Below are 12,594 nucleotides of genomic sequence, written 5' to 3'. Positions count from 1 at the left end.
TACCACCGGCGCCGACGACAACGGTCGCTGGCCCGGTTGACCCCTATCGAGTACGAGACCATCATGACTCCACCGGCCAGTCAGGCCGCCTGACTAGAACTGTCACCAGTTGGTGCAGCAGACCCCATCGGCCAGCAGCCGCACCGACGCCACCCGCCCCAACACGCTCAGCTCATGGCGGCGGGCCTCGATGTCGAGCTTGTCGCGGGAGGTAACCAGCGTGGCCGTGACCCCGTCACCAGGCAACAGCGGGTTGACCTGGTCAACGGTGGCGGCGTTGTCGATCACCACCAGGATCCGCTTACCCTCCCCGGCGTAAGCGGCCAGCACACTACGGAACAGCCGGCTGCGGTCTTGCACACCAGCCGGCACATAGTCACCCGGCATCCCCAACGCCTGCAGCAGGCCGCCCAGTACCTCGCCGGTGGAGACCCGCCGGCTGGTCGGATCGCCGGCCGGGTCCGGGTCGTAGCCGAACAGGTCCACGAACAGCACCCCACCGGGAAACCACCCCAGCTGCGTGGTGGCGCGGTGGGCAGCCTGCACCACCAGCTCGGTCTTACCCACCCCGGCCAGGCCCACCGTCGCGGACACCAACACCGGCCCCCCGGCGTCCTCGCAGTCGGGGGCCAGGGCCGCCATCAGCTCACCCATTGGGGAGTCGCGGCCGGTGAACGACTTCGAGGCGTGCGGTAGCCCCGACAGCGCCGGGGTCACCGCTGGCGGCAGCACCACGGTGATGTTGTTGCCCTGCACCACCATGTTGAAGAACACCCCACCGGTGATGGCGTTCTGCGTCACGGGCTCCTCGGCGGCACTCACGCGGACCCCTCTCCACGAGCCGGGCTGGCGCCAGCAGGCGGCGCCGTACCGCCGGTCGAGCCGGGCGGCTGATGGAAGGTGAAGTCCCGGCCCTGGTTCACCTCGCCGTGGAACGTGCCCCCGCTGATCGTGCTGCTCACACCCCCGGCACCAGCCTCGAACGAAGGCGCCGACGCCGGCGACGCTGCAGTGCCGACACCACCCCCGGCGATGACCCTCGGCCCGTAGTGCCTCCCGTCGTCGGTCGTATCCGATACCTCATCAGCACCGGCGGCCGGCGGGCGGCCGTGGGTGAGCGACCTGCGAGTCAGGACCGCGCTGTAGCCGGATACGGCCAGCCCCGCCACCCCGATGAAGAAGCCGAGCACACCAGCCCACTGGTTGGCGTCCTTCATCCCTGCGACGACGAAGAACACCCCCACCCCGGCCACCACCGCACCGGCCACCGCCGCCAACACCAAACCAACGACGTACCCGCTCCGCGCAGCCATGACCACCAGTGTTCACGCCACCACCAACCGACGTCCAATGTGACCAAGGCCGCAGCGTGTCGCCGCGCCGACACCGAACCGCTAGACCCAGCCGCAACCATGATCAGGCAGTTGATGCGCGGGGCAGTCGGTCAGACGCAGCGCTAAGGCCGGGCCGGGGTGCAGCTCAATACCGGTGGGCAGGCCCGTACCGGGCCGGTGGACGCCGCAGCTACTCATCCACTGCGAACCGCCTCCAGCCCGGACGCGGCGAGCCCGCCGCCGCCAACCACCGTCACCGTGCGCTCCGACACGCCCACACCCCGCCCGGCCGACCTTTGCCGTCGGACCTGCCCGGCCGCGCCCAACCCAACAGCCGCCGCACCTCCGCTGCTGGTGAGCCACCCGCAACCCTTCCCGCCGAAGACCACGCCCGGAAGCGCGGTCAATCACGGTCGCAGCGGCTCCCGCACCGACACCCAGGCGAGAGATCCCGCTGACAACCAAGCGAGAGCCCGCTGATAGCCAAGCGAGAAATGTCAGTAGCGAACCTAGGGCGCACCGCACCGAACCCGGCCGCGCCGCAGGGTTATCGGGGGGTTTTCGGGGGACAGCCCACAGCCACGTAGAAAAATTTCAAGGCCCTGACCAGGGTTCATGCTGGTCAGGGCCTTGTGCTTGCGCGCCCGAAGGGACTCGAACCCCTAACCTTCTGTTCCTGCTCTCCTTCTTGAACATACCGATCTCGATCACGCCGTCGCGGTCGAAGTCGCCGGCCACCGGCATTCCGCTGTCCAGCAGGTTCCAGTGGGAGCTCGTCCAGCGGACGGTTGCGACGCCGTAGCCGTCGGCCGTCGCCAATCGGACCCAGAGGCGGGTGCCGTTGGCCTTGTCGTAGGTAAGGGTCACCAAGTCGCTGCGACCGTCCCGGTTCACGTCGCCAGCCACAGTGCGTCCGTCGACAACGGCCGCATCGGCCGGTACGGCGACCTGGGTGAACGAGCCGTCTCTGCGCGCCATCAGCACGAGTAGTTCGGGTTGCCGGGTGGGGCTGACCGCGTGAATCGCGAGGTCGGTCCAGCCGTCGCCGTTGACGTCGGTGGCCACCGGAGTGCGTAGCGCGTAGCCCGTCCCACCGGCCAGGGCTGGCATTTCCCACACCTGGCGTGGCTGAGCCGTTCCGCTGTCGATGTCGGCGAAGACATCGAGGCGGTAGTGGTGCTCCCTGACCCGGTACAGCGCCACGGCGTCGCGCGCACCGTGGGCGTCAAACTGACCCGTCATCAATGTGGAGCGGGATGCGCGCCAGTCGCCCGCAGCACCCGTCCACACCTTGCGCGCCTTGCCGATCTTCCGACCCAACTGTCCGAAAACCCAGGCGGACGACGGGTCCTTTCCGTTGTCGTACAGCGCCGTCAGATCGCTGCTGTCCGGGGGCAGTTGCGCGTGGGTCTGGATGAACCGCTGCACTCCCAGTAGCCGGCCTGACGCCAAGGCCGCGTTACCTGCGACTGCAATGTTCTTGAGGCCTTCTCGCTCGGCCTCATCCCGAATTCGGGAAGCTACTTTTCTGTACGACTCGTACTGTTCTCGGGCACGCCGCTCCTCGTCGGTGCGCACGGCTTCGTGGACGCCGGCTTCGATGAAGGCGCGCCACTCGGGTGCCTTCCCGTCGAAAATTGCGGCCGCGAAGGCATCCTTGGTGAGGAGGAAGTTTGGATCAGCGTCGACCTTGTCTCGCAACTTTGTGAGAAACAGCAGGTCGCTGATCAAGTACCACGATTCGTCCGTGCCGACGTGTACTCCTACCGCGATCGCTGCCTTGCGGCGGTAGTCACGCCGGATGGCTTCGATCCTGGCCGCCTCGTTACCGGCTGTCTCTCTGTCGATCTGTGCCAGTCGGTCGGTGTGGAACGCCTGCATCCCGACCGTGCTGAGGAATTCGACATGCTGCTGCGGTTCTCTGCTGTATACGTTGCCTGCTGCGGCGATTGTGCGAGCGGCCCAGTTGAGGTCGCGACGAAGATAGTCCCAGACGGCGAAGATGAAGTGCCGGTCGCTCTGTGCGATCGCCTCCGGGTGAGGGAATCGGTAGCCGACCGTCATAGCGAAGCGCATACGTCGCTCCCTCGCTTCGTTGGCCACCTGCGTGTCGCGAATCTCGTTGTTCTTGTCTCGTGTGTGCGCCTCGCCAATGCCCGACCGGATGTACAGGCTGCAGGCATCGCACCGAACTGAGTCCGCAGACGCCGCCTGATGGGCCAGTTCGGCGCCGGCCTTGACTTCCGATGGGTACTTGGCGCGTCGCCAGAGCGCGAAAGTGAAATCCAGGTCGTTCTTGGCATACTCCTGCCAGGAGCCGGGCGGGATGCCCACCACCAGCCCCGCCTTCTCCTTCTCTTCCAAGCTCGCTTCCGCCGGCAGTGGCTCAGCCGGATCACTCGGGACCTCGACGTCTGGATCCTCCCCAGCCGTGATCCACGCTGCTGACGGATTCGTTGCCGCCGAGGCAATGGACTGCGGCACCGCGAGCGCGCAGGCCGTGGCCAGTGCGAGGTAGCTCAATCGAGCTGGGCGCATGTGATTGTCCACTCTTTCGTATCGTCTCGTAGGCTGGTGGTCGGGTAGCGGCGGGTGTGCAGGACACCGGCCCGCGACACCCCGGATCGGAGATAATGACGTTGTCGGTCAGTGTGAATCTGGAGGGCCAGTGGGACACCGAGCCCTACGATTACGGCGTGATGGAGAGCAGTCAGGTCTGCTTCTCCGTCGACGGACACGGTTGGTCTTTCCTGTCGCGGATGGGCGGGGCCATCAACGTGTGGTACTTCCGCTGGGCGGTAGTTTCGGTGGGCAGAGTACGCATTGGCGATTACCGAGTGGTGAGTGGCGTGTGGACCGATCGATTCGATCGGATGACCGCGATCGACGCGGACTGTCGTCTGGATGATGCTCGGGTACTAGAATTCGCTGTGGTCGACGAGTTTTCTCCAGACGGCAGGTCGAGGCGCCGCCTGGACCTGTCAAGTCCTGTGGCGTCAGCAACCGTGTTCGCGCGCGTGGGCAATTTTTTCGATTTCGTCCTACCGGCGGATGCTGAGTACTAGTCATTCACCATGGACTCATCGAGTACTTCCTGTGCCTTGGGGGAATGGAAGGCAAGCTGGTTGCCGAACCATTCGGGAGATTCTTTGCCGCTGAGAAAGCCGCCGATGTTCTTTAGCATCGGGCCCTCTGTGTAGTCGCGCCCGATCGGGCCCTGTCCCGTGGTCCGGCATGACCGCACCAGCGTGGGCAGCGCGGTACTATTGGTATTGAGTCGAAGCCCATCCAGGCTCGTGAATTTTGCAGTCGGAATCTTGAAGGTAACGACTACTCCTCCTCGCCATGCGGCAGCCTGCGTTTTTATTCTGGTGAGATACATGCCGCGACAAAAATCGGTGTTGCGCTTACTGGCCGTCACATCCGGCCCGTCAACCAGGATCCGATCTGCCGCGATCCGGCTCGTACCGTGATAGAGAGTGAGGCACGCCAATTTACCGGGAGCTCTGCGGCTGTCATCGGCGCAGGCTCCATCGGGAGTACGGCACCTTTTTTTCGCGGCGGACCGTAGGTCGCGCACGCCGGTGAACTCTCCGGCCAAATCCTTGATGAGACCACGCTTGCAGCGGTCGACTTTCTTGAACGCGTCCCGGATCTTGTTGCGGTACTTTGCGGTGGCCTTCATGAAGGTGTGGATGGTTTTGCCGACGCGGTAGGTAATTTTGAGGGCGCCGAGAATTCTGCCGACTGGCAACAAGTCGATGATCGTCAGCAGGCAGTCGAGAATTTTTCCTTGGCTGCACTGCTTGAGCTGTTCCACGAAGTCGCTGAGATATCCGGTGAGGAGGTCTTTTCCGTAGTTTTCCAGAAAGACCATCACCCCGCCGTCGGCCAGTGCCAGAACCGTCTCAAAATTGGCGAACTGCGCCGGTTCCAGGTAATCGCGCAGGTCCTGGAGTTGGTCGGCCGTGGGTGGCGCGAAGGCCGACAGCAGGTCGTTGTCCTGCATCGCGCGGATTTCGGCCTCCAGTTGCTCGACCTCCTTCTGCGCGTCCTTGCCGTGCTGGTCGGCTTGTTTGGCGAACTCGACGGCCGCCTTTGCCTGCTCCTCCGCACGGATGGCAGCCTCCCTGGCCTGCCGTGCCTGCTCCTGAGCGCGCGCGGCCGCGCCCTTGGCAGCCTGTGCGTCATCCTCCGCCTTCTGGGCGATTCTGCCGGCGTCGGCGGCTAGCTGCGCGGCCCGCCCGGCGTCGAGGCCGGCTGCCGCGGCGGAAGCGGCGGCAGCGTTGGCCAGCTCTCGGGCCTCGGCGGCCGCCGCGCGAGCCGTGCGGTCCGCGGCGTTCGCGTCGGCGGCGGCCGCGCGCGCCCTGCGTGCCTCAGCGGCGGCGTGCGCCGCGGCCCTCTTGGCGCGGGCGCTGTGCGCGGCGGCCTCCGCGGATGCCTTCGCCGCATCGGCGGCGGCCTGATAGGCCTCCCTGATCTCACCCCCGGCCTGATCGGCCGACTGCTGGGCGGCCAGGGCGGCACGTTCGGCCTCCCTGGCCCGTTGGTCGGCGGCGTCGGCCAGCTCCAGACTGATCGACTCGGCGAGCGAGGCGACCTCGGTGGCAAATTCAATGCCGAGGTCCTGGCCGGTGAACGGCATGAGGAGCTTGATGGCATCGCTGGCTGGAATCACCGCGGCGCTGGCGGATTCCCTGGCTGCTGCCGCGGATCGGATGGCGGACTCGGCCTGGGCGGCGGCCGAGGCCGCTTCATGGGCGGCGGCCGCCGCTTCGGCGCGCACCCGGTCGGCTGCCCACAGCGCCTGGACAGCGCGAGTGGCCGCCTGCTGCGAAAGCGCCTCGGCGTTCCGGGCGTGGGTCCCGGCTTTTACCTCCTCCCGCGTGGCCGCCGCCGCGGCGGCGTCGGAGCGGCGGGCTGCGGCATGGGCGGCCGCAGCCTCCGACTCAGCCGCGGACGCAGCGTCGTCCGCGCCAGCGGCGGCAGCGCGTGCCTGGTCAGCCGCGTGCCGGGCACGGGCGGCGGCCCGTTCGGTCTCGATCGCGGCGCCCCGGGCGCCCGCGGCTGCGTTGGTCGCCTGCTGTGCATGATCAGCGGCGCGTGCAGCCGCGGCCTCGGCGTCGTCGGCATCGCCGTCGGCTGCGGCCGCGGCCTTCAACGCCTCGTCGCGCCCCTGTTCCACGGGTAGCTTCTGAGCTTTGGCGCGCAGGCCCGCAGCACGGGCGCGCGCCAGGTCACGTTCTCTCCCGGCATCCCGCGCGTCGTCCCGGGCCGCGGTCGCGCGACGTTCCGCCTCAGCAGCCCGATCACTACCCTCACCAGCTTTGCGTGTCTGATCATCGGCCCTGATGCGAGCGGCTCGGGCGCACTCCTCCTCATGCTCTGCCCCGGCGCGGGCGTGGGCCGCCCGGTCGCCCTCCGTCCGCGCCCGTGAGTGCGCCTTCTCGGCGTCGCCACGTGCCCGCTGCGCCTCTGCGCGCCACTGCGCGGCCTCCTCGGCATGGTCGCGTGCTTCGTCGCGCTTCGCTTGGGCGGCCCGGGCATGCTCCCAGGCTCTGTCACGCTCACTCTCGGCGCGTATCCGCTGCTCCCCGGCCCGTCTCGCAGCCCCTTCGGCGGCGTCAGCCTCCCGCCTGGCTGCTCCGGCAAGCGCGCGCCCGGCTCGCGCATGCTCCTGGGCCTGCTGCCGCCACCTCGCTGCTTCCTTGCGGCGGGCCTCCGCTTCGCCGGCATGACCGAGTGCCCGGTGGGTGGCGATGGTCGCGTCGACGGCGTGCTGGGCCGTGACCGTGGCTTGGTGGACGGCGACCGACGCGAGGTGCAGGCCCTTGGCCATATCGGCCCAGTCTTTGCCGTACTCAAGTTGGACGTCGACCAGCACCTTGGCGGCATGGGCGGCCGTGAGTGCGGCCCGCTCCGCATCACCGGCGAAGCCGCCGGCGGCGGCTACCTCGGTCGCAGTGGCGACGCGGGTGAGCTCGATCTCGCTCAACGGCCCCTTGGCGGCGAGAATCTGGGCTGCGCGACGGGCATGGGTGGCCGCGAGAGTCATCGAGTTCGCACCCAGTCGAACCGCCCGCACGCCAGCGCCGTGTGCGGTGATCAGGTCAGCGCGCGCTCGGTTGGCCAACGCCGAGCGTTGAGCCAGGTCGCTTGCCTCCTCGATAGCCTTCAGCTCCGCTTCGCGCTCCCTGAGCAGATTGGCTCGAATCTGGGCGTCGGCCGCCGCCGCGAGGGGAAAGCCGGTGGTGAGGAACGCCTCGACGGCCGCGTCCCCGGCGACCAGCGCATCGGCCGCATCCTTGACGACGTGCGGGTTCTCGGCCGCGGGGAGACCTGCGAGGAGCTGTACCCGGGACCGGAGAATCTGTCGGCGCGCCGCCCTGTCGGCTGCGAGTGCGCCGTCGCGGCCACGGGCGATCTCGGCGCCGTAACCCAGGAATGCCTTGCGGTCGCCCGGCGTGGCGTTCGGCGCGAGGACCCGTTCGACCTCGGCGTTGAAGACATCGCCACCGGTACCCCTCATCGGTGCGATCTTGTCGCGGGCGACCTGGTCGTCCCGGCGCTTGCGCGCGTCGACCGCCACCTTGGCTCTGTCGTATCCGCCACGGTAGAGAAAGTCGTCGACGGCGGCAGGGCCGGCATCAAGAGCGGCGCGGGCCGCGTCCCGGATTTCCGGCTCGGGATCCGTCTCGATGTGCATCACCATGATCTGGTACTTGATCGGATCCATGTCACCGCGCCGCGGCTGTGGCGTGAACCGCGGCATCGACGCCGGGATCTCCACGTTGGTGGGTGCCGGCGGTGTGACCGATGGTGTGGGCGCCGCCGGGGCAGGTAGCGCCGTCAGGCCCACGGCCAGAACGCCGATGAGGGCGGCCGCGGCGGGCCGTTTCCACAGGACGAGCCTCATAGAACTCCACTCATGGAGCGCATGCGCGGCAGCAGCGGACCACGCGTCGATTGCGGTCAATCGACATTAGGGTCGGCGTTGACCGTCCACAAGCGGATGAAGTGTCGGATCAGTGACAGCGACGCCGCGCGAGGGCGGCGACGCGATGCGTCGCCGCCCTCGGCGTTCCCCCCAGTGAGGCGTGCGCCGCCGCTGGCGGCGCGCACCCGTCGGTCTACCCCTCGGTGTCGATCGTCTGCGCCGGGCTGCCGTCGATCAGGACGATCGCGGCCTGGATCTTCCTGGTGAACGCGCTGACCCGGGTGAAGTGGCCGACCTGGTTCTTCTGCGCGCAGTCCACCTGCGAGGTGATGCCGACCTGGACCCAGTCGGCGGCCCGGCCCGCGGCGTCCTCGGCGGCGAGCAGCGGCCCGCCCTGGTCGCCCGCGCACACGCCCACGTCGGCGGCCCGGGGGTCACCGGCGCAGATCTCGACGTCGGCGTTCCTGGCGCAGGCGCGGCCGGTCACGATCGGCAGGTCCACCTGGCGCAGTGCCGAGGGGAGCTGGGCGTCGAGTTCGGTCCGGCCCCAGCCGAGGGCGCGCACCTCCTCGGTCTCGTCGTAGCCCTCGTCGAGCGGCAGCAGCGGGTACGACCTGGCCTTGAACGGCTTGTCGAGCTGGACGACGGCCCAGTCGCCGTTGCCGACCCCCTTGCCGAGGGAGTACTCGGCACCTTGGCGGACGGCCCTGTCCTCGGCGGCGTCCTTGTGGTCGACCTTGCCGATGTACGCGGTGATCCGGGTCGGCTTGCCCTGCTTCGGTACCTCGGCCAGGCACTGCTGCGAGGTCAGGACGATGTCCTGCGAGATCAGGGTGCCGCCGCAGAGGTAGGCGACCTGGGACCGGTACTGGACCTCCAGGCGGACGATCCACGGATAGGCGCCCTCGCGGGCCTTGCTGCCGCCGACGATGCCCTGGGGCTCACCGGCGGTCCGGGCGGTCGGCGCGGCGGCGTCGCCGGTGCGGTCGACGGGTGCGGCCTGGGCGGCCGCCGGCACGGCGAGCAGCGCACCGACGGCGGCGGCGAGCAGCAGTGTGTGACGCGGGTTGTTCATCGTGTTCCCCTCTTGCCGCGCCAGGGTGCCGGCCACACCGGGCGGCCACGTCTTGCGGAAACGTGGCCGCCTTGCGGCGGTGCGGTCGTGGCCTGTCGCGGGTGGTGATTCAGCAGGGTCCGGCGGGTGCGGCCGCCGGACAGAGCGGAACACTAAAGTGCGTCATGAGTCAGTGCAATCGATTGTTACCGGAGCGCGATCGGTGATCATCAAAACAGGTGTGGCCCGGTATGCACTGCGAAAAGGGCGCGCGATATCCATCGGCCGGTCGTCTGCATTCAGTACATTCAAATAGTTAAATGGGATAGCTGATCGGTCAGGGCCGGCGGCCCGGCCGGTCGGGCGCCTCCGCCGACGGCGGGGCCGCCGGGGCGGAGGCCGCGCGCGGCGGCGCGGCGGTACCCGCCGTCGGCGTGGTGCTCGCCGGTGGGGGCCCCGGGGGGTCGGCCGGGGCGGACGGAACCTCGGGTGCGGCCGGGGTCCCGGGTCCCGGGTCCGGCGCCGCCGGGGTTCCGGGATGCGGTTCCGGGGCCGGGTCTGGTGCGGCGGGTACGCCGGGGTCCGGGTCTGGCGCGGGTTCGGCCGGCTGGGCGGGCACCGGGTTGGCGGGCGCGGGCTCCGTGGGTGCCGGTTCGGTGGGCACGGGGTCGGTGGGCGTGGGTTCCGTGGGCTCCGGGGGCGTGGGTTCCGTGGGTGCCGGCGCGGTGGGCTCTGGGGCCGCGGGCGCCGGGTTCGGTGGCGTCGGGCGGCCCGGGGTCGGGTCCGTGGGTGTCGGGTTCGGCGGGGTCGGGCGGCCCGGGGCCGGGTCGGCCGGCTGCGGCGCGGGCTGCTGCGGCTGGCCGCCCGCGCAGGCCGGCAGGCCCTCGACGACCGCCGGGTCGCTGTCGCTCACCCAGGTCAGCCAGCCGGTCTCCGCCGCGCAGCCGACCGGCGGGGCCGGCGGCGCGGGCGCGCAGGCGGCCCCACACGGGGCGGGCCGCGCGCGGGGCGGGGTCGCCCGGCCGTGGGTCGCCGGGCGGCGGATTGCCGGGCGGCGGGTCGCCGCCCGGCGGTGGTGGGCGGCGCGGGGCGTACCGGCGCGCGGGGCCGGGGGCGTGGGCAGGAACCGGTCTGCGGTGGGTGCCGCCGCCGTGACCGGCTGCGGCCCCGCCGGGGGGAGGACCGGCCCGAGCAGCGAGCCCCAGAAGGCGCAGCCGTGGTCGGCCGGGATGTTGACGTTCCCGCTGTCGTACCGGCAGCCCCACCAACTGTCGGCGAGCGCGTCCGGCTCGCCGCCGCGGGCCCGGTTCTCCAGCTCGTAGGTCCCGCCCGCGCTCAGATCCGTGGGAGTGAGCTCGGTCCCGCGGACGGCGACGAGGACGGTCGCCACCAGGGCGGCGACGGACAGCGCCCAGGCCACAGTTCTCTGCATGGCGGAAGCTTATGCCCCGAACCTCCTTAATGCGTCATTTCCGGTCTGTTCTCACATTTAGGGCTGATTGACCCTGCCGCGGCTCGGCCGGTCGGCCACGGCGAACGGGCGCGGCTGTGCGACGCTGGGCGCGGCGGAAAGCGGGAGTGTGGGGAGCGGCGGTGCAGGGCGAGCGAGCGGGGCGGCCCCGGTGGTCGGGGCGGGTGGGGCCGGTGTCGGTGCTGACGGTGAGCGCGAGCGCGTTCCTGACCGGATGCGGCGCCGACGGCCCCGTGGCGTACTGCGTCGACCAGTCCAACACGGTCATCGAGGACCGGTACTGCGACGACGACGACCGCACGTACGGCTGGCTCAACTCCGGGCGGCACAAGACCAAGCTGAAGCCGGGCGGGAAGCTGACCGGCGGCACCGTGATCCCGTCGGGGGACAGCGCCGCCCGGTCGGCGGCCGGGCTGCCCGCCACCGGCGGCATCGCCGGCAAGTCGGGCCGGTCCGGCGGCTTCGGCGGCGGCGGCCACTCCGGCGGATTCGGCAGCTAGTGCGGCGGGTGCGGCTGCCCGAGCGGCCGGGCTGGGAGCGGCAGATCCTCGCCGACGGCCTCGTCTACTCGCCGACGCCGACCCCCGACGGGGGCCAGATCTCCTACTGGCGGGAGGGCGCGGCGTACGCGTTCACGCAGGCGGAGGTTGCCGCCCTGGAGCGGGCTGCGGCGGAGCTGTTCGACATGTGCGTCGGGGCGGGCGACTGGCTGGCGGCGCGCCCGGACGTCCTGACGGCGATGGGGATCCCCGACTGGGCGCACCGGCAGGTCGTCGGCACCTGGCAGGACGAGCCCGCGTGGCAGAGCGTGTACGGCCGCTTCGACCTGCGCTTCGGCGGCCTGGACCACCCGGACCCGGCGCTGCGCACGCCGACGCTGTACGAGTTCAACGCCGACACGCCCACCTGCCTGGTGGAGTCCGCGTACGCGCAGTGGCGCTGGCGGGAGCAGGTGCGCGCCACCGACGACCAGTGGAACCAGCTCTACGAGCGGCTCGTGCAGGCGTGGCGGCGCAACCTCGACCTGGCCGCAGCCCGCCTGGGGCACCGGCCGCTGGTCCACTTCACCTGCTCGTCGCAGGAGTCCTCCGGCGAGGACGTGATGAACACCCAGTTCCTGCGCGACACCTGCGCCGCGGCCGGGTACGAGACCAAGACCCTGTTCATCGAGGGCGTGGTGCTGGGTGGGGACGGCCGGTTCTACGACGGCGACGGGCTGCACCTGGACGTCGCGTTCAAGCTGTACCCGTGGGAGTTCATGGTCGCGGAGGAGTTCGGCCGCGCCGCCTTCGCCGACATGGACGCCGTCGGCCGCCGCGACGGCCTCGGGCAGTACCGCGGCGGGACCGTGTGGATCGAGGCGCCCTACAAGATGCTGTGGAGCAACAAGGCGCTGCTGCCGGTGCTCTGGCACCTGTACGGCGGCACCGACCGGGGCCGCCACCTGATCCCCGCGTGGTTCGCGGACCCGCCGGCCGGGCTGCCCGGGGCGCCCGCCGACCTGGCCGACTACGTCCGCAAGCCCCTGCTCGGCCGCGAGGGGGCGGGCATCGACGTCGTCCGGGCGGGCGTGCCGACGGTGACCGTGCCGGGGGAGTACGGCGCCGAGGGCCACGTGATCCAGGCGTACGCGCCGCCGCCGGCCGTGCCCACCGGGGCGGTGTACGGCGAGGTCGTGCACCCGGTCCTCGGCGTCTGGCTGGTCGACGGCGAGCCCGCCGGCCTCGGCGTCCGGGAGAGCGCGGGCGTGATCACCGACAACCTGAGCCACTTCGTCCCGCATTTCATCGGAGCCTGA

At 70.3% G+C, this 12,594-nt stretch carries 9 protein-coding genes; 3 read left to right on the top strand and 6 right to left on the bottom strand.

Going from position 1 to position 12,594, the window contains the following annotated elements:
- Positions 1 to 102 precede the first annotated feature (102 nt).
- The 3 genes from IEY75_RS17110 to IEY75_RS17100 all read right to left on the bottom strand — a co-directional run bounded on the left by IEY75_RS17110 (position 103) and on the right by IEY75_RS17100 (position 3,884).
- The gene (locus tag IEY75_RS17110) at positions 103 to 822 is read right to left on the bottom strand and encodes an ATP-binding protein (RefSeq protein WP_189115373.1); all 720 of its coding nucleotides are present in this window, start codon (positions 820 to 822) and stop codon (positions 103 to 105) included.
- Complete coding sequence (locus tag IEY75_RS17105; protein WP_189115372.1) at positions 819 to 1,313, bottom strand: hypothetical protein; 495 nt, start codon at positions 1,311 to 1,313, stop codon at positions 819 to 821. The genes IEY75_RS17110 and IEY75_RS17105 overlap by 4 nt, the downstream gene beginning before the upstream one ends.
- Positions 1,314 to 1,928: 615 nt before the next feature.
- Positions 1,929 to 3,884: an FG-GAP repeat domain-containing protein gene (locus tag IEY75_RS17100; RefSeq protein WP_189115371.1), complete on the bottom strand. Its 1,956-nt coding sequence runs from the start codon at positions 3,882 to 3,884 to the stop codon at positions 1,929 to 1,931.
- An 83-nt stretch (positions 3,885 to 3,967) separates the two neighbouring features.
- Here IEY75_RS17100 and IEY75_RS17095 point away from each other — a divergent pair, with 83 nt between their 5' ends.
- A complete protein-coding gene (locus IEY75_RS17095; protein ID WP_189115370.1) occupies positions 3,968 to 4,399 on the top strand; it encodes a hypothetical protein in 432 nt (143 codons plus the stop codon).
- Here IEY75_RS17095 and IEY75_RS17090 read toward each other — a convergent pair.
- The 3 genes from IEY75_RS17090 to IEY75_RS17080 all read right to left on the bottom strand — a co-directional run bounded on the left by IEY75_RS17090 (position 4,396) and on the right by IEY75_RS17080 (position 10,757).
- Positions 4,396 to 8,250, bottom strand: coding sequence for a hypothetical protein (locus tag IEY75_RS17090; RefSeq protein ID WP_189115369.1), 3,855 nt, complete (start codon positions 8,248 to 8,250; stop codon positions 4,396 to 4,398). The genes IEY75_RS17095 and IEY75_RS17090 overlap by 4 nt on opposite strands.
- Positions 8,251 to 8,464: 214 nt before the next feature.
- Positions 8,465 to 9,346, bottom strand: a complete 882-nt coding sequence (locus IEY75_RS17085) for a S1 family peptidase (protein WP_189115368.1) — start codon at positions 9,344 to 9,346, stop codon at positions 8,465 to 8,467.
- A 316-nt stretch (positions 9,347 to 9,662) separates the two neighbouring features.
- A complete protein-coding gene (locus IEY75_RS17080; protein WP_189115367.1) occupies positions 9,663 to 10,757 on the bottom strand; it encodes a hypothetical protein in 1,095 nt (364 codons plus the stop codon).
- A 161-nt stretch (positions 10,758 to 10,918) separates the two neighbouring features.
- Between IEY75_RS17080 and IEY75_RS21025 the strand changes: the two genes are divergently transcribed.
- On the top strand, positions 10,919 to 11,296 hold the full coding sequence (locus IEY75_RS21025) for a hypothetical protein (RefSeq protein WP_229789817.1): 378 nt from the start codon (positions 10,919 to 10,921) through the stop codon (positions 11,294 to 11,296).
- 8 nt (positions 11,297 to 11,304) lie between these two features.
- Complete coding sequence (locus IEY75_RS17075; RefSeq protein WP_229789816.1) at positions 11,305 to 12,594, top strand: glutathionylspermidine synthase family protein; 1,290 nt, start codon at positions 11,305 to 11,307, stop codon at positions 12,592 to 12,594.

The organism is Pilimelia terevasa, from assembly GCF_014647915.1.
Lineage (GTDB): Bacteria > Actinomycetota > Actinomycetes > Mycobacteriales > Micromonosporaceae > Pilimelia > Pilimelia terevasa.
Note: the sequence above shows the minus strand (reverse complement) of the source record. Positions and strands in the feature narration are given on the sequence as shown.